Raw genomic sequence first — 21,117 nt, 5'->3', positions numbered from 1 at the left:
GCAAGGCAATGTGCAGTGGCAAAGGTGTGACCGCGGTGCGGCCTTTCGTTTTAAAAGACCTACGCTTAACACACCCCTCCACCCCTCTCAAGAGGGGAATCGCACAAGCCCCTGCGCGCATTATTATTAAAAGTAATTTCCTGGTATAAAAAAGCCCTGCACCTAAGGGGTACAAGGGCTATATATATAGGGGTGGTAAAATTATACGGATAAGGTTTCTTCGCCTTTTTCCCAGTTGCAAGGGCAAAGCTCATCTGTTTGCAAACCATCAAGTACACGTAAAACTTCTTTAACGTTACGGCCAACGCTTAAATCGTTAACACATACCCAACGGATAATACCGGTAGGGTCAATAATAAAAGTAGCGCGGTAAGCGATCTTTTCATTTGGTTCTAAAATACCCAGGTCTTCGGCTAATGATTTTGAAGTATCGGCAAGCATCGGGAATTTAAGGTCGCGCAAATCGTCGTGATCTCTTCTCCAGGCAGCGTGTACAAACTCAGAATCGGTAGAAGCGCCAATTAAACGGGTTTCGCGGTCGCGGAACTCACCATAGTTTTTGTTGAACTCAGCAATCTCTGTAGGGCACACAAAGGTGAAATCTTTTGGCCACCAGAACATTACGGTCCAAACGTTATCTTCATTCACTAAAAAATCAGAGGTGATGGTTTCAAACTCTTTACCTTTTTCGAGGCTTGTTACGGCTATTTTAGAAAACTTTGGGAATTGTTGTCCTATTGTTAACATAATGGATATTTTATTAAAATTTATGCAACAAATATACGCTTTTTAGGCGGGCGGGTTTATCTCAATTATCTATAGGATATAGAAGAAACCTATAGTGTTTAAAACACACTATAAAAGGCGTTTAACATTGTTTAAACTCCGCTGAGCGAGGACTGTTTTTTAAATAACTTTATTTGCTTATCATTATCGTATGAAAACCAAACCTACCCTTATTGCAGCAGCTCTACTGTTAGTTGCTGTTTGCGGCTTTTTATTTGTGCGCAGCAAAACAGTAAAATCGCCCGAGAAAGCTGAAGTAATGGCTTTCTTAACGCAGGTTAACCCTTTGTTGAAAGACGGGCAGACAAAATCGGCTCTTACCTTTTTCGAAAACAATGAAAACAAGGCATTAAACAAAATACTTGTAAATGTATTAAGCGGCAAAACCAAACTCAGCGGTAAAAGCAAACCCTTGTTTAAAGTTGCGCTGGACATGGAAAATGCCGGGTTGGATTTTACAAACCCTGAATTGATAGAGGCCCGGGTAATTGTAAGATTTGAACACCCCAGTTTACCCGTCGGCTATTCCAGTCTTAAACTGCTTATTCATAACATTGGCAACAAGCAATACAAAATATACAGCGTAAAAACCGAGGACTTCAGGGCAGATTACGCTAAGTATCAAAACAAAGTGATCAACGCCACGGTACCCGAAACAGATTTATACAAACCCATTACACTTGCCGCCTTTAAAACAGCCGAGCAGTTAAAAGCCCGCTACGACAGCGTGCTTTGGTTTCAGCATATAAATAACAAAACCTGGTTTTATGTGGTGAAAGGTAAAGTAGCTGAGAGTTATTACTACGAAGATGAGTTACCGGCCGATGATAAACGGGAAAAATCCGATTTCAAGATGGGGTTGGTAGCGCCCGATCTAACAGAAATTATTCCCGTTGAGTATGATCTGATCCACAACATAGGTGGCACTATTGATAGCCTGATAGAAGTGGAGAAAAATGGTAAAAAAGGTTTTTATAACATGGCCGGGAAATTGGTTGTGCCGGTTAATTATGAGCAGATACTGGCCCTTAATGATGGTGATAACCTTGCCCTGCTTAAAAATGGCGCCGACTATTCTTACCTGAAAAAAGACCTATCGATAAGTGATAATATAACCGGCCTAAAAATTGGCGATATGCTGCCTAAGGTTAAATACTTATCGGGTTCGTTCACGTTATCGGAAAAAAGCGCCGGGAGCCTCATGGAGCATAACTCGCGGAACAACCCTACTTCGCTGGTCATTTCGCCATCGTACATGGTAGAGCTACATATCTTACCTAAATTTATGGAATTCCCCAACCCGTTACGAACAGGCCTGAATGACGAAGACGGCGGCAATGGCAGCGGGTCTATCGCAGTTAAACATACCGGTGATGAAAACAAAGAAGAAAACTGGTTTCAAAGCGCGTTTTACTCGGTAGTAAACGATTATTTAGGAGGCCGCGGCGGATTATACCAGGACAAACAAGTGGTATTGGTGGATAAGCGCCAAAACAAACTGCTCGGTTTTAGCGGGAATTCTTCTTTTGGTGAAGAGGACGGTGGTGGCGAACTAACCGGTATTTGCAACGAAAATTCGATAAGGGCGCTTAATGACTCGTTATTTGAATTTAAGACTACCGCCATGCTAAACCAGGAAATGCTGACGGAACACCAGTACATTGATGAAGGGCCTTATTACTATTACCTGAAGGTTGAAAAAGGCAAGTTGGTGGCGCTAAAAACCGAAAGGATGTTTCCTACACAGTTTGCCAAATTAGACGACTCGTACCTGCAGGCCTGCTATGTATTGGCCAACTACGATAAAGATGTGAGCGACCCAAAGAAAAGGCCCCTTAGTTACACCACGCCCGAAATTTTGCAAATAATGAAGAACGAGATATACGCATCGTACAGGTATAAATTTAAAAACGAGCGCTGGAACAGTATTTTTGAATACCGCTTTACAAACGGTACCGATACAGTTTTGAATGTAAGCGTTGACGACTCATTGACCGCCATTGATAAATACAACATCGACTTTATAAACCGCAAACTAAAAATAACCAAGCCCGCCACGTTGGCATTGAAATGAGAATTGTAGTTAGGGTATTGTGGTACTTCGCCTTTTTGTGGGCGCTGTTGCTGAGCGCGGGTACAATTGTGCAATACCTTATTTTTAGGCAAAACACGCGTTTTTTGGAGATAAAGCAACATGCTATAGAAACTGGCTGGTATATGCCTGCCTTTTATTGCCACGTTTTGGCAAGCAGCGTGATATTGGTAGCGGGCTTTTTCCAGTTCTCTAAAAGAGTCTACCAAAACCGCCCGTTGCATAAAACGCTGGGCAAGCTATACGTATTCGGTATTTTGTTTCTTGCCGCGCCCGGGGCTTATATCATGACTTTGTTTGTGGGCCGGGGGCCCGCTGTTTTCGCTTCGTTCTTGTTGCAAAACACGCTTTGGGTAGCTTTTACCCTATCCGGCTGGTTATTGGTGATGAAAGGCAATGTAGATGACCACAAGAAAATGATGCGCCGCAGCTACGCCTTAGCCTTTGGCGCGGTTACCCTCAGGTTTTACATCTGGTCGCTGGACACCTTTGGGCATGGCGTAAACTTCGAACATAATTACGTTATTATCGCCTTTGCCAGCTGGGTGCCCAATTTGCTGTTGGCGGAGTTGATAAACAGGAAAAAAACCAACACGTCATTGCGAGGCGCGAAGCAATCTCCCGATAGGTAAGTAGGCGACCGCACAGCTTAAAGACTGCTTCGTGCCTCGCAGTGACGCGATGGAAAAGCAGTTGATGGTTCATAGTAGCTACCTTACCGGCTGCAATAATCTATGAACCATCAACTATGAACTCCCTACAAAATATACTTCGTGCTCAAAAAGTTCGAGTCGTTGTTGTTTACTATCTCGTTAATGATCTGCTTGTTAGCCTCATTCATCTTGGTCGCTACCAGCGAACGGATAGAGAATGAACGCAAGGCATCATGCACAGAAAGCGTTCCCTCGGCGCTGTCCTTGCGCCCGGTGAATGGGAACACATCCGGGCCGCGCTGGCATTGGCTGTTGATGTTTACACGGCTCACCAGGTTTACAAAGGGGTCTATCAATGCCGAGATCTCTTTGGCATCATTACTAAAAATACTCACCTGCATGCCATGCGGCGAATCTATCTGGTAATCTATCGTTTCTTCGATATCCTCAAATGGGATCACCGGGATAATAGGGCCGAACTGTTCCTCGCGGTACAGCTTCATCTTTTCGTTAACCGGGTATACCACCGCCGGGAACACAAATGATTCGGCAGTTACGCCGCCGTTTTCGTTCATCACTTTGGCGCCGTTGGCTATGGCATCGTCTATGCACTCTTTCAGGTAAGCCGGTTTATGTGGCTCAGGTAACGGGGTAAGCTTTACGCCGTCTGTCCAGGGCAGGCCGGGCTTTAGTGCGCTTACGGCATCGCTCAGGAGCTTTAAAAACTCATCGGCTACCTCTTTATGTACAAATATGATCTTGATGGCTGTACAGCGTTGTCCGTTGAAGGATAACGCGCCTAAAATACATTCGCTTACGGCGAGTTTCAGGTCGGCGTTTTTGGTTACGATGGCGGCGTTCTTGGCATCCAGGCTGAGCACGGCCCGCAGGCGGTTCACTTTGGGGTGGCGCTTCTTCAGGTCGTTGGCCACTTTGCTGCTGCCGATGAAGGCCAGCACGTTGATCTTGCCGGTTGCCATCAAACCCGGCGTTACCACCGCGCCACGGCCATAAACAGTATTCACCACACCTTTAGGGAAGGCATCCCTGAAAGCTTCGAGTAAAGGGTAATGCAAAAGCGTACCGTGCTTAGGTGGTTTAAATAATATGGTGTTTCCCATAATAAGGGCGGGGATCAGCGTGGTAAAAGTTTCGTTTAGCGGGTAGTTGAACGGCCCCATACAAAGCACCACCCCAAGTGGCGAACGGCGGATCTGGGCAACTAAGCCCTCAGCCATCTCAAAACGCGACGATTGCCTGTCGATATCTTTTAAACCATCGATGGTTGCATTGATATATTCCACGGTACGGTCAAACTCCTTGGCAGAATCGGCGTATGATTTACCGATCTCCCACATAATGAGTTTAACGATCAGCGTGCGCTGTTCTATCATTTTGTACACAAACTGATCCATGCACTTAATGCGATCTACAATGCTCATGGTGGGCCATTCGCCGCGACCATTATCGTAGGCTTTCAGGGCGGCATCCATAGCTTCCATTGCTTCGTACTCCCCACAAACGGGGTAGGTGCCAATCAGCTTACGCTTGAGCACGCCATCGGCATCGGGCAGCATTACGGGCGAATACACCTCGCTTACGTCGCCATCCCATTGGCGCATTTCGCCGTTAACCAGGTATTCGCGCTGGTGAATTTCTTCTATACGGTGCTGGGCGGGAATCTCGTCCTCGGGCACAAACATGGCCCGGAGTTGTTGTTGATAATCTTGCATAGGCGGGGTAGTTTTTATGTAAGCCTAAATTACAATTCTTTGCAGGGGAAAGCAAGAGTAGGAGCCAATGGTGCGGGAAAAACTGACGGAAACGTTGTAGTAATTTGTGGGGGGGAGCTTAAACTTTTGGTTTAAGCTCCCCCCCCACAAATTAATTTTCTACTATATTATATTTCTTAAAGTATTTGCTTGCAAAAGATAAGATAATACCAGAAAAAAGGATTCGTTCTAAATCATGGTCTTGGGCTTCGGAAAGCCACTTTAAATTTTCTGGAGCAATAAAATCCCAAGCTCTTACAACTGTTAAAACAGTGAAACAGAATCCCATGATATACATAAAGCAAATTATAATCCTATGAATATGGGTTCTATAACTTTCGCCCCTTTCACCCTCTCTAAACTTAATGTTGTTTTCCTGATTTGCTAATTCGTCATTCCCTTGGGAGGGATTAGATTGTGCCGCCGCCGCATCTAATATATTTAAAGGATCGTTATTCATTATGCCACCGCTGGAACTCTTACAGCATCAAGTCTTTTCGAATAATAATCTTTAATCAAATCATTGGGGATAATGGCACTCGTTTTGTTTTTTCCGCCATTTTGATTCCAAGTTATATCCCAAGGCGTGTTGGGTTGGTGGGTCATGGTGGATAATTGAACGCCATTAAACCCCTTATAAATATTCCAAATCTTATCCAAAAACGGCGCTTTGTCCTCTGTTGGCAAGGGTATTGTTCCAGTCATAAAGTCTACATATAATTCGCTAACCTGACCATCCCGATATTTTTTAAAATCGTGGTAAACGCTATTTATCACTGGACCGTATTTCCACGCAAAAATTGCCTCATTTAACAACTCGGTATTGTAAAGGCCAAGATGCCAACCGTGGGAAATATAACAAAGCTTTAGTAATTTCATAGGAGTCAACTCAACTCCCGTTGAAAGACTTTTTTTAATAAAGAAATTTGCTATTTGATGTGATGAATACATAATGCTAATTTACTAAAAAATTTAGTATAAAACAAGGATAAAAGGGCGCAAAGGTAATTATTTACACAAGAGTAACAAATGCTTGTTTAAAAATAGCAATTATCAACAGAAATAGTTTTAAACACATTTAAATAATATGCTTATTACCAACTATTTATCAGCGGCAGTAATATGTTTGCTATACCTTTCAAAAAACGTTTATTTCTGCAAATCCTTCGCCGCCCCCTCGTCCATAAACCATTGCAGGTCGCCATCGCTGGTTTCTACAATGAGCTGGGCGGGGTATTCAGGGATGTTTTTAGCATCTTCTAAAATGTGCTTCACGGCTTCAGCCTTGCCCTCGCCGTATACCAGGAACGCGATGTGGTGCGCGTTGTTGATAAGCGGGGCAGTAAAGGTGATGCGGTTCATTTTCACCTCGTCTATATACAAAGCCTGGATAGACGCGCTTTCATCTTTCAGCACAGATGTATGCGGGAAAAGTGACGCGGTATGCGAGTTATCGCCAAGACCTAAGATAACCAGGTCGAAACAGGCGTTATGCCCGTCGAAAAAACTGATGAGGTTAAGCGTGTAGTGCTTGGCGGCTTCTTCGGCACCCAGATCTGTATGGACCGGAAAGATATGCGCGGGATCTATCCCCAGCGGATCGAACAGGGTGTTCTTCGCCATCAGGTAATTGCTCTGCGAATCCGTCAAAGGCACATCGCGCTCATCACCGAAAAAGAACCACACTTTATTCCACTCTATTTTATCGCGGTAATCGCTCACCAGCAACTCGTGCAGTTTTTTTGGCGAGCTTCCACCGCTTAACGCTACAGTAAACCGATCGTGCTTCTCAATGGCTTCCTTAGCTGTTTTGGCAAAAAAATTAGCCAAACTGGCCAGTACTTCGTCGGCGGTTTTAAATACGTTCAGTTTCATAGTACTTATTTTTTACCTGCAACAGGCAGGGTGAACCAGTTGAAACCGTCGCGGGCAATTAATGCCTCGGCAGCTTCCGGCCCCCACGAGTCCGCAGAATAATTAGGGAAGTTAAGGCTCTTTTTATTGTGCCATGTGTTTAATATCGGCATTACCAGCTCCCATGCTGCTTCTACCTGGTCGCCACGCATAAACAGGGTTTGGTCGCCATGCATGGTATCCAGTAGCAGTGTTTCGTAAGCCTCCGGTGCCTGGCTAGTGTAAGTTCCTTTGTAATCAAATACCATATCAACCACGTTCAGCACCATATCAATACCCGGGCGTTTGGCCTGCACCTGTAAACGGATGCTCATCTCGGGCTGGATGCTGATGATGAGCCTGTTTTGCTGCCAGCTTTCGGCTGCTTCGGTAGGGAATATTAAATGGGGCACATCCTTAAACTGGATGCTGATAACCGATGACGACTGGTGCATTCTTTTGCCGGTGCGCACGTAAAACGGCACACCTTGCCAGCGCCAGTTATCTACAAAAAACTTAAATGCGGCAAAGGTCTCCGTATTCGAATCCGGATCTACTTTACCCTCTTCGCGGTAGCCGGGCACTTCCTGCCCCTTCATCCAGCCGCTGCCGTATTGGCCGCGCACGGCGGACATCCGCACATCTTCCGGGCTAAATCGGCGCATGGCCTTTAACACATCAACTTTACGGTCACGTACTTCATCGGCAACAAAGCTCACCGGTGGTTCCATGGCAATGTGGCAAAGCAGCTGCAACAGGTGATTCTGGATCATATCGCGCATAGCGCCCGAGCCATCGTAGTAATCGCCGCGGTCTTCCACGCCCAATTGCTCTGTAACGGAGATCTGTACGTGTTCGATATAGTTACGGTTCCACAAAGGCTCCATAATGGAGTTGGCAAAGCGGAAGGCCATAATGTTCTGTACCGTCTCTTTACCCAGGTAATGGTCGATACGGTAGATCTGGCACTCATCAAAAATACCTTTCAGCAATTCGTTCAGTTCCTTAGCGGTCTCCAGATCGTGGCCAAACGGTTTTTCGATAATGATCCGCACCTTGTTCTTATCCTCAGCCAGTTTGGCTTTGGAAATATTGGAGGCAATTATCGGGAAGAAATTTGGCGCAACGGCGAGGTAAAACAACACGTTGGCGGTTGTTTTCCATTCTTCGTTATGCGCGTCTATGCGCTTGCCAAATTCTTTGTAGGTTTCAAAATCGGTAGCGTCTGATACCTGGTAGTGGATGTTCTTTACAAACTCGGCCCATTTCTTGGCGTCGGTTTTACCGCTGCGCGAAAATTGGTCGATGTCTTTATGCAAGTTATCTCTGAATTGCTCATCGGTTAGCTTGGTACGGCCGGTACCGATGATAGAGAATTGCTTTGGCATCCAGCCATCTAAAAAAAGATTGTAGAGGGCCGGGGCAATTTTGCGGGAATTTAAATCGCCCGTGCCGCCAAAAATGATAAATATGGTAGGGTCAGATTTTACATTACTCATGGTGATAATTTTTTAGAGAGTTAAGAATCAAGAGACAAGAATTAAGATAAGGATAATACTTCTGTTGTCTTGGTTCTTGTCTCCTGGTTCTTGATTCGGTTTTTAATCTTTAGGTACCCACTGGGTGTGGAAGGTTCCTTCTTTGCCTATCAGCTCGTAAGTATGGGCTCCAAAATAATCGCGCTGTGCCTGGGTTAAGTTTGATGGCATGCGTTCGCTGCGGAAAGCATCAAAATAACTTAATGATGCCGCGTAAGCAGGTGCCGCAATACCGGCAGAAACTGCAGACGACACAATTTTACGGATACCCGGCAGCGTGCCTTCCACAAGGGCGGCCACATCGCCATCTAAAAGCAAATGGGCTAATGATTGGTCTTTACCGTATGCGCCGTAAATATTCTCGAGGAATTTCGAACGGATGATACAGCCGCCGCGCCAGATCTTAGCGATCTCGTCAAGCTTCAATTCGTATTTGTATTCGGTTGATGCGTTGGACAGCATGTGCATGCCCTGCGCGTAGCTGATGATCATGGTAAAGTAGAAGGCCTGCTCTAAAGCGGCGATCAGCTCTTCGGCATTACCGTCGATAGCCTGGTGATCGGCAGTGCTGTAAATAGCGGCTGCCTGGGTGCGCAAGGCTTTGTATTTTGACATATCGCGCATAGAAACCGCGGCGTCTACCGTAGGGATCGGAGCCTGCAGGTCCATAGCGCTTTGCGATGTCCATTTGCCCGTGCCTTTGGCGCGTGCCTCATCTTTAATATCATCTAAAAGCAAATGGTCGGTACCCGGTGCTTTAAATTTGAAAATGTCCTTGGTGATATCCAGCAGGAATGATTGCAGGCGGCCTTCGTTCCACTCGGCAAAAATTTTACCGATGGCATCGTTATCCAGCTTCAACCCTTTTTTCATGATCTCGTAGGTCTCGGCCAATAACTGCATAATGCCGTACTCAATACCGTTGTGCACCATTTTCACAAAGTGACCAGATGCACCCGGGCCAATGTACGTTACGCAAGGCACGCCATCCACTTTGGCAGCAATGGCCTCAAATATCGGTTTCATTACGTTGTAGGCTTGCTTATCGCCACCCGGCATCATGCTCGGGCCTTTGCGTGCGCCTTCTTCACCACCAGATACACCCATGCCGAAGAAATGCAGCCCAATAGCTTCCAGTTGCTCAACCCTGCGGTTGGTATCGGTGAAGTGCGAGTTACCGCCATCAATTAAAATATCGCCTTTCTCCAACAGCGGTGTAAGCTCCTCAATTACGGCATCTACAATTTTACCGGCGGGTACCAGCATCATAATGGCACGCGGGGTGGTAAGGCTTGCTATAAATTCTTTTACATCGCCAAAGCCTTTTGCTTTACGGTCGCCAGCTTCCTCGTTTAGCGAGGATACTTTGCCGGTATCTTTATCGTGCCCTGCTACCGCGAAGCCGTGATCGGCCATGTTGAGCAGTAAGCTGCGGCCCATAACACCCAGGCCTATCATGCCAAAGGCATATTTATCTGTTGTTGCACTCATGTTATTTGAGGTTTTCGTCTTTAAGGTCGTTTAATATTTTTTTAGTTGTCTCGAAGTCGGTATGCTGAAAGGCACGGATGCCCAGCTTTTCGGCTGTTTTTACAAACATGATCCTGTCGTCGAAATACACACATTGCTCGGGCGATGCCTGCGCAATACCCATGGCTAATTGCCAGATGCCCGGATCAGGCTTACGCATTTTTACCTCGCACGAGGAGATAAAAGCGTCAAAGGCCTCGTGCAGTTTAAATTTCTTCACCCGGTAATCGTTCAGTTCCTTGCCCTCATTATTAATGGAGATGATACGGAAACCGCAATTCTTTTTCCACTCTTTAAGGTAAGCAAGCATCTCGGGCAATTCCTTCGACTGCGCGTACATAAATTCTTTAAAATCCTCACGAACAAACTCGCGGGGATGGTTAAAGATCACCGTATCGAGGTATTGGTCGAGCGAGATGCTGCCAATTTCGTACACGTTGAAGATGAAGTTATGCAGGGCGTTCACTTCTTCGTAATCCAGCCCGAATTTCTTCGCAGCTTCCTTACGCGATTCGTGCCCCCATCCGTTAGTCAGCAAAATGCCGCCTACGTCAAAAAAAAGGATCTTGAGGTCTTTGTATTTCATAAGGCAGGGCTAATACTTAATCTTCTATTTTATGTTCCCCTCTTGAGAGGGATGCGGTTGGCTTAGCGCGGTGGCGGGGTGTGTTAACCAAGCTGCTAACACACCCCTGCACCCCTCTCGAGAGGGGAATCGCACAGGCCTCTGCCTTTAAACTCTTATTCTAAAGCTTATACTTTATCCTTTTGGTCTTCAATCGCTTTCAGCAATTTTTCGAAAGGTTTGTTAAACTTCTCGATACCTTCGTCTTCCAGTTGCTGGGTGATGGCATCCAGGTCTATACCTAATTCTTTTAATTTGGCTAAAGCTGCGGTTGCTTCGTCTAAACCTAATTCTAAGGTGTTAGCTGCAATACCATGATCGCGGAACGCGTCAACAGTTTCCAAAGGAACGGTATCAACGGTATCAGGGCCAATCAAAGCCTCTACGTATTTGGTGTCTTTAAACGCAGGGTTTTTGCTGCCGGTACTTGCCCAAAGCAAACGCTGTGGTTTTGCGCCCTCGGCTTCCAGTTTTTTCCAGCGCTCGGTGCTGAACACTCTTTTGTAAATTTCGTATGCTTTTTTTGCTGATGCGATGGCTACTTCGCCAACCAAAGCTTTCTCGCCTTTGGCTTCCAATAGCGGGTCAACTACAACGTCTATACGGCTTAAAAAGAAGCTTGCTACTGATGATATGTGGCCAATTTTGTGGCCGGCGGCTAAATGCTCTTCCAAACCTGAAATGTAGGCCTCGGTTACTTCTTCGTAACGCTCTAAACCAAAAAGTAAAGTAACGTTTATGTTAATGCCATTGGCAATTGATGCCTGTATAGCTTGTAAACCCGGTTTAGTACCCGGTATTTTTATCATTACGTTTTTGCGATCAACTTGTTTCCAAAGCAATTCTGCCTGTGTGGCAGTGCCTTCGGCATCAAGCGCTAAAAACGGAGATACCTCTAAACTTACGTAACCATCTGCACCTGCAACTTCTTCGTTATACACGCTTTCAAACAGGTCGCAAGCAGCTTGTATATCTTTTATCGCCAACCCAAAAAACAATTCTTCGGTAGTTGCAGCGGTAGCGCCAAGGGTTTTAATATCTTCATTATAATCGGCACTGCTGGTGATGGCTTTTTCGAAAATAGCCGGGTTTGAGGTTACGCCCCTTACGCCGTCCTCATCAATCAGTTGTTTCAATTTACCAGAAGAGATGATCTCGCGGTCGATAAAGTCAAGCCAAATGCTCTGGCCGAAATCGTGTATTTGTTTAACGTTGTTGGTTGCCATATTAGGTTTTGTTAATTTTCTTTTTCTTGTTGTTCCTGAGGCAGATAGCCTCGTTGTATTATGTAAAGTTCTTAATTCTGCGGGGATATATTGTTAATCCAATCTCATCCTTGCGTTACGGCAGCGTAAAAAACCGTTTAATTATTGGTTGCTACTAAAATTTGCAGGTTGTAGCCTATAAAAAGCCCGCTTTCTATCACCCCGGTTATCGATTTAATATCGCGCTCCATCGTATCGGGCACCTCATCAAAACGGCAATCCAGTATCAAATTATTGTTTTCGGTAATTATCGGTCCGTCCTTGCCTTTGGCAGGGCGCAATACAATGCTGTTGGCGCCAAGCTTTTTCAGTTCGGCCTCCACGTGCAATAAAGCCTGCGGAAAAACTTCGATAGGGATAGGGAAATTGGTGCCTATTTTATCCACTATCTTGGTATCATCTACAATTATATAGTTCAGCGGACTGCTCGCTATCAAAAGTTTCTCTTTAAACATTGCCCCGCCGCGGCCCTTTATCAGGCTGTTTTTGGGGTCAACCTCATCCGCTCCGTCAAAAAGCCAGTCGGGCGTGTGTTCAAACAGGGAGGTGATGGGTATACGCAGCTTGCTCAAAAACATCGATATTTCTAAAGATGTCGGTATGGCCAGCACGTTTAACTTTTCGGCTTTTATACGCTCTGCTATTGCCAGCAAAGCCAAATAAACCGTAGACCCAGAGCCAACACCAAGTATATCGCCATCTTTTACCATGGCGGCAATTTGCTGCGCTACTTTTTGCTTCCCAATTGGATTAGTAATTGTGGCCGTCCACTCCAGGTTATTAATAAGTTCGCTTTGTCCGCTCATTTATAAAAAATCAATCTATTCACAGATCTACTCTCTGCCTGATTTTACTCTGTCTTTACGTACACTATCCAATGCGCCTAACAAGGTTTCGCCATCGTTTAAATATCCATCGCCTGGTGTGTATTTGCCTGCCTTTTTTGGATATATAAAATTCATAAATACCCAGCGCCCGTTCATATTAGCCACTTCGGCGGTCAGTACTAACTTTGCTACCGCACTTGCTGGCTGGCCGCCTCTTATATCATGAACATTAACAAAAAACCTGTCGCCTTTTTGTGTTACACGACCTGTTTGAAAACCTTGCCTGTTGTCTAGCGAGTTTGCAAAGGGGTCGAAGCCTAAGCCTATAATTTCTCTTGGATGCCTCGCCGAAGCCCGGTCATCTGCAATTAACGCATCAAGCAATTTTTTGTCAATGTATTCGGGCTTAGTTTTCAGGACTACAAAATGAGCCGTAATATGCCGTTCCCGATGATAAATATTGCCGAACCAGTCGTAAAATTGTTGGACAAAAATCCTTGCACTTTCCTTTCTATCTTCAGTTTGCGCATTTGCTCCTCCGGAGATAGCAACCGACATCATCATGGATGCGATTAGGAAAAAATGCTTGCTGCTCATTTTATTTAAAGTAATCAGCGCTGCGAAGTTTTAAAATGCAACGCTGATATCTCAGATCTACAATAAAGCTTTCGCTTTTTTAACTACGTTATCTACTGTAAAGCCGAAGTGTTTGAACAACTCTTCTGCCGGGGCAGATTCGCCGAAGGTGGTCATACCCAGCATATCGCCTTCGTCGGTGGTGTATTTATGCCATCCCATTGGTGATGCCATTTCTACGGCTAAACGTTTACGGCTTGCTTTTGGCAATACCGATTCTTTGTAAGCAGCATCCTGTTTCTCGAACAATTCCCACGATGGCATACTTACCACGCGGGTAGAGATACCTTCTGCTTCCAGTTTAGCTTGTGCTTCCATTATCAAAGCTACTTCGCTACCGGTTGCTAATAATATCAGGTCGACGCCTTTGCTTGCTTCAGATAATACGTAAGCGCCTTTTTCCAGGCCTGATGCTTTACCGTATTTATCCTGATCGAGGATTGGTAATCCCTGGCGGGTAAATATCAATACAGTTGGGCCGCCTTTTTTCTCTATGGCTACCTTCCATGCAAACGAGGTTTCGTTGGCATCTGCAGGGCGGATAACGGTAACATTAGGGATAGCGCGTAATGTTGCCAAATGCTCAACTGGCTGGTGGGTGGTACCGTCCTCGCCCAGGCCTATACTATCATGTGTGTAAACAAATATCGGGCTTATCTTCATAATGGCAGCCAAACGAATCGGCGGGCGCATATAATCAGCAAATTGCAGGAAGGTTGCGCCAAACGGTAACACGCCTTTTGTTAAAGACATACCGTTTAATGCAGAACCCATAGCGTGTTCGCGGATACCGAAGTGGAAGTTACGACCGGCCCTGTTCTCTGATGTAAATGAATCAAACTCCTTTAAGTTGGTTTCGGTAGATGGCGATAAGTCGGCAGCGCCACCAATTAAGTTTGGCAGGCCTGCGGCAACGGCGTTCAATACTTTACCGGATGCCTGACGGGTAGCCATTTTAGGGTCCGAACCTTTAAAGGTTGGCAAGCTGTCTGCCCAGCCTGCAGGCAATTCACCAGAAACTGCTGTTTCGTATTCAGTGGCTAATTCAGGGAATTTAGCTTTGTATTTTGCAAATAGCTCGTTCCATTTTGCTTCGGTTTTTTCACCGCGCGCGCCTTTAGCATGGTAGTATTCCAATACTTCGGCAGGTACGTTGAATGATTTTTCCGGATCGAAACCGAAGAATTCTTTTACTAATTTAATTTCATCAGCACCCAGTGGCGAACCGTGTGAACCTGCAGTACCCGATTTGTTCGGGCTACCGTAAGCGATCAATGAACGAACGCGGATCAATGATGGTTTTTGGGTTTCGGTCTTCGCGTTGATGATAGCCAGCTCCAAAGCGTGGGTATCGTTAACATCCGCAACTTCCTGCACATGCCAGCCGTAAGCACGGAAACGTGCGCTTACATCTTCATTAAACGCAACATTTGTGCTGCCCTCAATAGATATGTGGTTATCATCGTATAAGTAGATCAGGTTGCCTAACTGCAAGTGGCCTGCTAATGAAGCAGCCTCAGAAGTTACGCCTTCCATCATGTCGCCATCGCTCACAATAGCGTAAATGTTGTAGTTAAAAAGGTCGAAACCCGGTTTGTTGTAACGGGCAGCTAAGTGTTTTTGCCCAATGGCAAAACCAACACCGTTTGCAAAGCCGGCGCCTAACGGGCCGGTGGTAACATCAACGCCCGGAGCCAAACCGTATTCGGGGTGGCCGGCAGTTTTGCTGTTCATTTGGCGGAACGCCTTAATATCGTCTAAAGAAAGGTCGTAACCGGTTAAATACAAGAAGTTGTACTGCAAGATACAAGCGTGACCGGCAGAAAGGATAAACCTGTCGCGGTTTGCAAAATCAGGGTTCTTGGGATTGTAGTTTAAAAATTTGGTCCACAATACGTGGCCCATTGGGGCCAATGCCATTGCGGTGCCGGGGTGGCCCGAATTTGCTTTTTGTACTGCGTCCGCAGAAAGAATTCTTACGGTATCTATCGCTAATTTTTCGAGTGCTTCGTTGGGTTTTTCCATCGTCGTATTAAAAAGAAAGGTTTGTTATTTAGTTGGGGTTGCCATTGTAGTGTGTGTAACCGGGTGTTTGTCTTCTGCCCACAATCTCGCCCCACCTTTTATGCCATCGGCATTGGTTACAATCTTCATATTTTTATCAAGCTTAAAGGTAAGCCTATCGGAGTTGCCTCCGCCTATATACAGGTAGTCGTAGTTAAAAACGGTTTTCAGGATCTTAAAAACCTTTTTAATACGGCTGTTCCATTTTTTTACGCCTTCTTTATCAAGGGCTATATCGCCTATGTATTCATCGTAATCGCGGCCCTTTGATACCGGGTGATGCGCCACCTCTAAATGCGGCAGCAGGTGCCCGTCCATTAATAACGCTGTACCAAAGCCGGTGCCCAGGGTAATTACCATTTCCAGCCCTTTGCCGCTTACAACGCCAAGGCCCTGCATATCGGCATCGTTTACTACCTGTGCATCTTTACCCAAAGCCTCTTCCAGCTTTAGGCGGAAGTTTACATCCTTCCAGAAATCGTTACCGAGGTTTGGAGCGGTTTTTACAATGCCGTTGCGCACATAACCCGGGAAGCCTACCGATACTTTATCGTACGCGGGATAATCCTTCACCAGTGTTTTTATCGATTTGATCACATTTTCTGGGGTGGCCGGTTTTGGCGTCACCACTTTTTTGTAATCCATCTTCAGGGTGCCTTTGCTATCCAAAATTGTGGCTTTGATGCTGGAACCACCAATATCGATAGAGAGGATTTTTAACTGAGAAGGTGTTGTTTTCATGAACCGGTGGTATTTATAGCCGTTAGTTGGTGTTAAAGTTTGTAAATATCACATTTTTAATAATAAATAAATATAAAATGTATATTAAAACACTATACATTTAATAAGTGTCAAATATACATTTAAAATTATATCTACCTAATTTTTCTGCATAATGTAAAAACGCTGGCTAATTAACCCTTTTATTCTTAAAAAGGTTTACAGCCGCAGGGATTATACCGGCTTTATGACATTGATTAAACATGAAACGGTACGGTGTGGATAAAGGTGTAAATTGTTATAATGGCGATGCCCTTGGCCCGGGCTGTATGCTCATACGCCTGCAGGCCTTACGCGCTATGGCCGGTATATGCGCCCATCCCTATCGCAGCTTTCTGAACCGTTGATTTTAATGATAAACGGATTACGCTGATGAAAAATCACGCAAATCAAAAAAATCATTAAAGTCAACGGTTTAAATACTCAACAAATTCTTCCCACCTTTTAAAGGGTAGCTTTTGCCTTTCCATACCAACACCCCATCGGTACGCATAGGCAGGCTGATGTTAATAGCCCAGTGCCCGCCGCTTTTTGCGTAGTTAACCGCCACCACACCGTTAGGGTGCGGGATCTCGCCCGACGCGCTTTCCATTTTACCCAGGCGCGGTTCTATTTTTATTTTGCTGAAGCCAGGCGCATAGCTATCTATCCCCAGCACCGTACGGAAGAACTCGATATTGGGGCTGGCTCCCCAGGCATGGCAATCGCTGCGGTCGTGCTCCAGGTCGGAGATCTCGGCCCAGGTGGTAAGGCCCATTTTAATGTTGTTGCGCCAAACATCCAGCCAGTTCATATAATTATTCCCCAGTCCACCTTTTACCAGCGCCTGGTGCAGATAGTATTTGAAGTAGATGGTGCATTTTACCAGGTTGCTGTCCGCCTCTATTTTTTTGGCAAGCGAAACGGTATTGGCTCCGGCTACACCACTTAAAATAGCCAGCGCGTTAGCGTGCTGCGAGTAGGTTTGCTTATCGCTTGCGTCGGCATAAAACCCGTTGCGTGCATCCCAGTACTTATGCTGAATGGTAGCTTTTAATTTTGCCGCGCGGGCCTTGTACATTTCGGCGTAAACGGTCAGGCCTATCTTGCTTTCCATTTCGGCTGCCTGCTGCAGTGTCCAAAGCAGTTGCATATCCAGCATGGCGGAGTTACCGTTTGCATCTTTTGGCGGCTGGCCAAAATCCCACCCTTTTGTTCCTACCCAATCTACAAAGCGCCAGTACGGTGGGTTTTTTAACGAACCATCTGCCTGCTGGTATTTTGCAAAGAAGGCAAGCACCTGCCGGGCACCGTCCAGTTTGTCCTTTACAAAAGCTTCGTCGTTTCGGTACATCCAGTAATCGTGCAGCATACTGATATACCACAGCGAGAACGTGGAAATAATTTGCGGACTAAACGAGGGGTGCCTGCTCAGGGTGATGCCCTCCGCAAGGCGCGAGTGATCCATTTGGTTTAGGGCGTTGCGGGCCAGGCGGTCGTCACCTGTGTTGTAATAAGAAATCAGCGCCTGGATGCGGCCATCGCCAATGTATTGCAGCTGTTCGTAATACGGGCAATCAAAATAGGTTTCCATGGCGCAGGAACGGGCGGTGCGGAAACCTATATCCAGCATTTGCTGCATTTCGGGGTTGCCTGCGTTTAGTTTGGCGTTGAATTTAAAGGGGTAGCCGGTAAAGGTTCCGTAGATATCATCGATGGTTAATGGTTCATCTTTGGTGGAAATATTTACCAGGATATACCTGTAGGTACGGAACGCAAGCGTAGTAAAGCTTTGTTTAGCGGTGCCGTCAGAGATCACGCTGTCTTTACGGCCAACAAATTTATAGCCCTCTACCTCGTTGCGGTTAGGTTTTACAATTTGATAGGTGTTTCCCACGTTCCTCATCGGCGATTCGCAATAGGTGAGCGAAATCCCCGCATTATCTCCACCGCTAAAATTTAGCGTTAGATACGCGTTGGTAAGAAACGACTGATCCAACAACAGCGAGACCTTGGTATTGGCGGGAATGGTAATCGCAGTTTTCTCCGCCGGAAAAGACGCCGGAACATTAATGCCTGTAGCTTTTCGCAGTGCAGTCAACCGCTGTTGCTTCATTTCCATTTGCGGCAACGACGACGGAACCAGCATCCAGCCGAAGGCGTTGGTGAAGCCTTTGGGGCTACCCCGGTCTATTTTTTGCGCGTTGAGCCAACCGTTATCATTGTTTTGCCAATCTTTAACCGTTTTGTGCATATCCACCTGTTCGCCGGGGCCGGCTACGTAGTAGGTGCTGTAACCCACGCCAAGCAGCGGTTTGTAGGCATTATCACGGACGCATTTCCAGCTGGCATCCGTATTTAAAACTTCTTCTACCCCGGTATCGCCCTGCAAAATGAAGGCGGTTTGCTGGGTTATCTGCGCCTCGGGGCGGTACTCGCCATCGTTCCACACCGTGGCCGCAATGGTGTTTTTACCACCAATGAGGTATTGCGCGATATCAACAGTTTCGTAATTCCAATAATAGGTATCGCCGCGTGCGGGGCCCAGCGATACCAGCGTATGGTTCACGTATAATTTATAGCGGTTATCTGCCGAGACATGGATCACAAACCTGGCCGGTTTGGTTGGCAGATCTACCGTTTTTTGGAAATGGTAAATGCCATAATCGTGCGCCGGTTCGTTGGGCACGGTTATCCAGGAAGCTTTCCATTGTTGGGATAGCAATGCAGGATTGACGCTTTGCGCTTTGGCGGTTAGCGAAAAGATAAAGCAAGCCAGTGCCAGTGAAACGACGTAGATAAACTTCATAAGCAGGAAAATTTATAACAGGTTGGCTAAAGGTAGAGTTTGTTTTTGTGAAAACTGTGCTGGGGTATGCTGCTTGTAAGAGGGCAAAAAAATGTCATGCTGAACGGAGTGAAGCAACTGATCGCCGATTGGTATATCGGTGATGTACAGATCGCTATTAGATGCTTCGCTATCGCTTAGGATGACAAAAAGCTTTTTATTTCATCATATCCTTTACCATAAAATCCAAAGCGGCTTTATCGGGGAGTGGCTCCGCGACGGGCTTTTCGCCCAGTATCATCACCTGGTTACCCTTGCTATTATAAACCGGCCATGCAGGCAAGCCGGGACCGTTAGGGTTGCCCGAAGTAGCGAAATTCACCCAGTAGGACGACATGGTATCCGCCAGTTCCTGATCAACCGGCTCGAAAGGACGGTTGATGAATTTGAGGTTGTTAAATACATAACCCACCTCGCCGGTATGGAATGCGCCATATTTTTTAAATGCTTCGGTTGCGGGCATGCGGCGGGTAAAGCGGTACAGGTAAACCTTGGCTTTATTTTTAGCGCTTTGCACGTTTACCCAGGTATAGTTCTGCACGCCGAATAAGCCATCGCGCGACATCCTGATCTGTGACCTTTCTGCTTCCGCGTCTGTTTTGCCGGGGTAAAGTTTCAGAACTTCAGCGGCTTTATCACCAAAGCGTTTTTGGATGCCTGCTGTATAATCCGCGGCTTTTTTTATGCTGCCCATAAATGCATCGTCCTCGTTCCAACCGGTGAGTAAAGGCACCTGGTTTTCTTTATTCGCTGCAAAAATATCAGCCGGTATCTGCGGCAAAAAGTAGCCATCCACTATCGGGCGAAAACCATTTTGCTTTAATAGTTCCTCGGCGGGTAATTTCCGTAATTCGGCAAGGCTGGGTGCATGTAAAGCTTCGGCTGCTTTTAATCCGCCTTGTTCAGCTTGTGCTAAAGTGGTTCCGCTGCCCGGACCCGGCACCATGTGTGCGCCGCTTTCGGCAATGGCGCCTTTAAACAGGCCTTTCGCCAATGGCGATGCCACGAGGTAATTAACCCCGTAAGAGCCCGCCGATTGCCCCGCAATGGTAACATTGGCAGGGTCGCCACCAAAACTGGCTATATTTTTCTTTACCCATTGTAAGCTTGCCAGCTGGTCCATTAAACCATAATTACCCGATGTATGGTTTGGCGATTCTTTGGTTAATTCCGGGTGGGAAAAAAAGCCTAATATGCCCACGCGATAATTTACGCTTACCAGTATCACTCCCTTTTTAGCTAAAGCTTCGCCATCGTAAATGGGCACATTGGTGCCGCCGCTGCTAAAGCCACCGCCGTAGATCCATACAATTACCGGGCGCTTTTCTGATGGATTTTTAGCCCCCGTCCACACGTTAAGGTAAAGGCAGTCTTCACTTAGCGGTTCATCTTTTATTAAAAACTCGCGGGTATAAACGCCAAATTCGTTGGGCTTGCCCTGCACCGGCATCTTAGAAAATTCGGTGCACTCCTTTACCCCTTTCCATGCTTTTACCGGCTGCGGTGCTTTCCAGCGCAGATCGCCAACCGGAGGCGCGGCAAAGGGGATACCCTTATAGCTCATTATATCGCCGGTGCTATTAGAAACGCCACGTACCAGGCCCCCATCAATTTTGGCGACCATAGATTTGGTTTGTGCCATAGCACAGGCACACAACAAGATTAAAGGGAGGATGAGAAGGCGTTTCATAGTAATTGGTTTGTGGTTGGTTAAATGTACGATTTGAAATATTGCTGGCGGCAACAGTACTAAACTAACACGTCATGCCGTTTATTTCGGCACCCCACTTGCAAAATAACCGACCGTGCTTAGCAGCTAAGCGCGGTCG

At 46.2% G+C, this 21,117-nt stretch carries 18 protein-coding genes; 3 read left to right on the top strand and 15 right to left on the bottom strand.

Annotated elements, in window-relative coordinates; all coding sequences use genetic code 11:
- Window positions 1-201: 201 nt before the first annotated feature.
- Complete coding sequence (locus ABIX36_RS22820; protein WP_348084477.1) at window positions 202-747, bottom strand: peroxiredoxin; 546 nt, start codon at window positions 745-747, stop codon at window positions 202-204.
- A gap of 190 nt (window positions 748-937) precedes the next feature.
- Here ABIX36_RS22820 and ABIX36_RS22815 point away from each other — a divergent pair, with 190 nt between their 5' ends.
- Both ABIX36_RS22815 and ABIX36_RS22810 read left to right on the top strand, forming a co-directional pair.
- On the top strand, window positions 938-2,860 hold the full coding sequence (locus ABIX36_RS22815; protein WP_348084476.1) for a YARHG domain-containing protein: 1,923 nt from the start codon (window positions 938-940) through the stop codon (window positions 2,858-2,860).
- Window positions 2,857-3,510: a DUF2306 domain-containing protein gene (locus ABIX36_RS22810; RefSeq protein WP_348084475.1), complete on the top strand. Its 654-nt coding sequence runs from the start codon at window positions 2,857-2,859 to the stop codon at window positions 3,508-3,510. The genes ABIX36_RS22815 and ABIX36_RS22810 overlap by 4 nt, the downstream gene beginning before the upstream one ends.
- Before the next feature lie 125 nt (window positions 3,511-3,635).
- On the opposite strand, the gene ABIX36_RS22805 is transcribed toward ABIX36_RS22810, so the two are convergent.
- The 12 genes from ABIX36_RS22805 to ABIX36_RS22750 form a co-directional block, all read right to left on the bottom strand.
- Complete coding sequence (locus ABIX36_RS22805) at window positions 3,636-5,264, bottom strand: NADP-dependent glyceraldehyde-3-phosphate dehydrogenase (protein ID WP_348084474.1); 1,629 nt, start codon at window positions 5,262-5,264, stop codon at window positions 3,636-3,638.
- A 151-nt stretch (window positions 5,265-5,415) separates the two neighbouring features.
- Window positions 5,416-5,763: a hypothetical protein gene (locus ABIX36_RS22800; RefSeq protein WP_348084473.1), complete on the bottom strand. Its 348-nt coding sequence runs from the start codon at window positions 5,761-5,763 to the stop codon at window positions 5,416-5,418.
- Window positions 5,763-6,254 (bottom strand): type II toxin-antitoxin system antitoxin SocA domain-containing protein, encoded by a 492-nt coding sequence (locus ABIX36_RS22795; RefSeq protein WP_348084472.1) that lies wholly within the window; start codon window positions 6,252-6,254, stop codon window positions 5,763-5,765. The genes ABIX36_RS22800 and ABIX36_RS22795 overlap by 1 nt, the downstream gene beginning before the upstream one ends.
- 198 nt (window positions 6,255-6,452) lie before the next feature.
- Complete coding sequence (pgl, locus tag ABIX36_RS22790) at window positions 6,453-7,178, bottom strand: 6-phosphogluconolactonase (RefSeq protein ID WP_348084471.1); 726 nt, start codon at window positions 7,176-7,178, stop codon at window positions 6,453-6,455.
- Window positions 7,179-7,183: 5 nt separating this feature from the next.
- A complete protein-coding gene (gene zwf / locus ABIX36_RS22785) occupies window positions 7,184-8,695 on the bottom strand; it encodes a glucose-6-phosphate dehydrogenase (RefSeq protein ID WP_348084470.1) in 1,512 nt (503 codons plus the stop codon).
- Window positions 8,696-8,797: 102 nt separating this feature from the next.
- Window positions 8,798-10,225: an NADP-dependent phosphogluconate dehydrogenase gene (gene gndA / locus ABIX36_RS22780; RefSeq protein ID WP_348084469.1), complete on the bottom strand. Its 1,428-nt coding sequence runs from the start codon at window positions 10,223-10,225 to the stop codon at window positions 8,798-8,800.
- Window position 10,226: 1 nt separating this feature from the next.
- The gene (locus tag ABIX36_RS22775; protein WP_348084468.1) at window positions 10,227-10,850 is read right to left on the bottom strand and encodes an HAD-IA family hydrolase; all 624 of its coding nucleotides are present in this window, start codon (window positions 10,848-10,850) and stop codon (window positions 10,227-10,229) included.
- Between the two features lie 167 nt (window positions 10,851-11,017).
- Entirely contained in the window at window positions 11,018-12,115 is a 1,098-nt protein-coding gene (gene tal / locus ABIX36_RS22770; RefSeq protein ID WP_348084467.1) for a transaldolase, read from the bottom strand.
- A 137-nt stretch (window positions 12,116-12,252) separates the two neighbouring features.
- The gene (gene rpiA, locus ABIX36_RS22765) at window positions 12,253-12,960 is read right to left on the bottom strand and encodes a ribose 5-phosphate isomerase A (RefSeq protein ID WP_348084466.1); all 708 of its coding nucleotides are present in this window, start codon (window positions 12,958-12,960) and stop codon (window positions 12,253-12,255) included.
- Window positions 12,961-12,987: 27 nt separating this feature from the next.
- Window positions 12,988-13,578, bottom strand: a complete 591-nt coding sequence (locus ABIX36_RS22760; RefSeq protein WP_348084465.1) for a hypothetical protein — start codon at window positions 13,576-13,578, stop codon at window positions 12,988-12,990.
- Between the two features lie 57 nt (window positions 13,579-13,635).
- Window positions 13,636-15,642 carry a transketolase gene (gene tkt, locus ABIX36_RS22755; RefSeq protein WP_348084464.1) on the bottom strand — a complete coding sequence of 669 codons (2,007 nt, stop codon included), beginning with the start codon at window positions 15,640-15,642 and terminating at the stop codon, window positions 13,636-13,638.
- A gap of 24 nt (window positions 15,643-15,666) precedes the next feature.
- On the bottom strand, window positions 15,667-16,422 hold the full coding sequence (locus tag ABIX36_RS22750) for an ROK family protein (protein ID WP_348084463.1): 756 nt from the start codon (window positions 16,420-16,422) through the stop codon (window positions 15,667-15,669).
- Window positions 16,423-16,664: 242 nt separating this feature from the next.
- Between ABIX36_RS22750 and ABIX36_RS22745 the strand changes: the two genes are divergently transcribed.
- Window positions 16,665-16,808 carry a hypothetical protein gene (locus ABIX36_RS22745; protein WP_348084462.1) on the top strand — a complete coding sequence of 48 codons (144 nt, stop codon included), beginning with the start codon at window positions 16,665-16,667 and terminating at the stop codon, window positions 16,806-16,808.
- Between the two features lie 68 nt (window positions 16,809-16,876).
- On the opposite strand, the gene ABIX36_RS22740 is transcribed toward ABIX36_RS22745, so the two are convergent.
- Window positions 16,877-19,249, bottom strand: a complete 2,373-nt coding sequence (locus tag ABIX36_RS22740) for an alpha-L-rhamnosidase C-terminal domain-containing protein (protein WP_348084461.1) — start codon at window positions 19,247-19,249, stop codon at window positions 16,877-16,879.
- A gap of 196 nt (window positions 19,250-19,445) precedes the next feature.
- Window positions 19,446-20,978, bottom strand: a complete 1,533-nt coding sequence (locus ABIX36_RS22735) for a carboxylesterase family protein (RefSeq protein ID WP_348084460.1) — start codon at window positions 20,976-20,978, stop codon at window positions 19,446-19,448.
- Window positions 20,979-21,117: the final 139 nt, after the last annotated feature.

Source organism: Mucilaginibacter sp. (genome assembly GCF_039925265.1).
Lineage (GTDB): Bacteria > Bacteroidota > Bacteroidia > Sphingobacteriales > Sphingobacteriaceae > Mucilaginibacter.
This window is presented reverse-complemented; position numbering and strand designations above follow the sequence as displayed.

Bases quoted from the DNA above. Each gene is read 5' to 3' on its own strand.
- ABIX36_RS22820 (WP_348084477.1), bottom strand. From the start codon at position 747: ATGTTAACAATAGGACAACAATTCCCAAAGTTTTCTAAAATAGCCGTA.
- ABIX36_RS22815 (WP_348084476.1), top strand. From the start codon at position 938: ATGAAAACCAAACCTACCCTTATTGCAGCAGCTCTACTGTTAGTTGCT.
- ABIX36_RS22810 (WP_348084475.1), top strand. From the start codon at position 2,857: ATGAGAATTGTAGTTAGGGTATTGTGGTACTTCGCCTTTTTGTGGGCG.
- ABIX36_RS22805 (WP_348084474.1), bottom strand. From the start codon at position 5,264: ATGCAAGATTATCAACAACAACTCCGGGCCATGTTTGTGCCCGAGGAC.
- ABIX36_RS22800 (WP_348084473.1), bottom strand. From the start codon at position 5,763: ATGAATAACGATCCTTTAAATATATTAGATGCGGCGGCGGCACAATCT.
- ABIX36_RS22795 (WP_348084472.1), bottom strand. From the start codon at position 6,254: ATGTATTCATCACATCAAATAGCAAATTTCTTTATTAAAAAAAGTCTT.
- pgl (WP_348084471.1), bottom strand. From the start codon at position 7,178: ATGAAACTGAACGTATTTAAAACCGCCGACGAAGTACTGGCCAGTTTG.
- zwf (WP_348084470.1), bottom strand. From the start codon at position 8,695: ATGAGTAATGTAAAATCTGACCCTACCATATTTATCATTTTTGGCGGC.
- gndA (WP_348084469.1), bottom strand. From the start codon at position 10,225: ATGAGTGCAACAACAGATAAATATGCCTTTGGCATGATAGGCCTGGGT.
- ABIX36_RS22775 (WP_348084468.1), bottom strand. From the start codon at position 10,850: ATGAAATACAAAGACCTCAAGATCCTTTTTTTTGACGTAGGCGGCATT.
- tal (WP_348084467.1), bottom strand. From the start codon at position 12,115: ATGGCAACCAACAACGTTAAACAAATACACGATTTCGGCCAGAGCATT.
- rpiA (WP_348084466.1), bottom strand. From the start codon at position 12,960: ATGAGCGGACAAAGCGAACTTATTAATAACCTGGAGTGGACGGCCACA.
- ABIX36_RS22760 (WP_348084465.1), bottom strand. From the start codon at position 13,578: ATGAGCAGCAAGCATTTTTTCCTAATCGCATCCATGATGATGTCGGTT.
- tkt (WP_348084464.1), bottom strand. From the start codon at position 15,642: ATGGAAAAACCCAACGAAGCACTCGAAAAATTAGCGATAGATACCGTA.
- ABIX36_RS22750 (WP_348084463.1), bottom strand. From the start codon at position 16,422: ATGAAAACAACACCTTCTCAGTTAAAAATCCTCTCTATCGATATTGGT.
- ABIX36_RS22745 (WP_348084462.1), top strand. From the start codon at position 16,665: ATGAAACGGTACGGTGTGGATAAAGGTGTAAATTGTTATAATGGCGAT.
- ABIX36_RS22740 (WP_348084461.1), bottom strand. From the start codon at position 19,249: ATGAAGTTTATCTACGTCGTTTCACTGGCACTGGCTTGCTTTATCTTT.
- ABIX36_RS22735 (WP_348084460.1), bottom strand. From the start codon at position 20,978: ATGAAACGCCTTCTCATCCTCCCTTTAATCTTGTTGTGTGCCTGTGCT.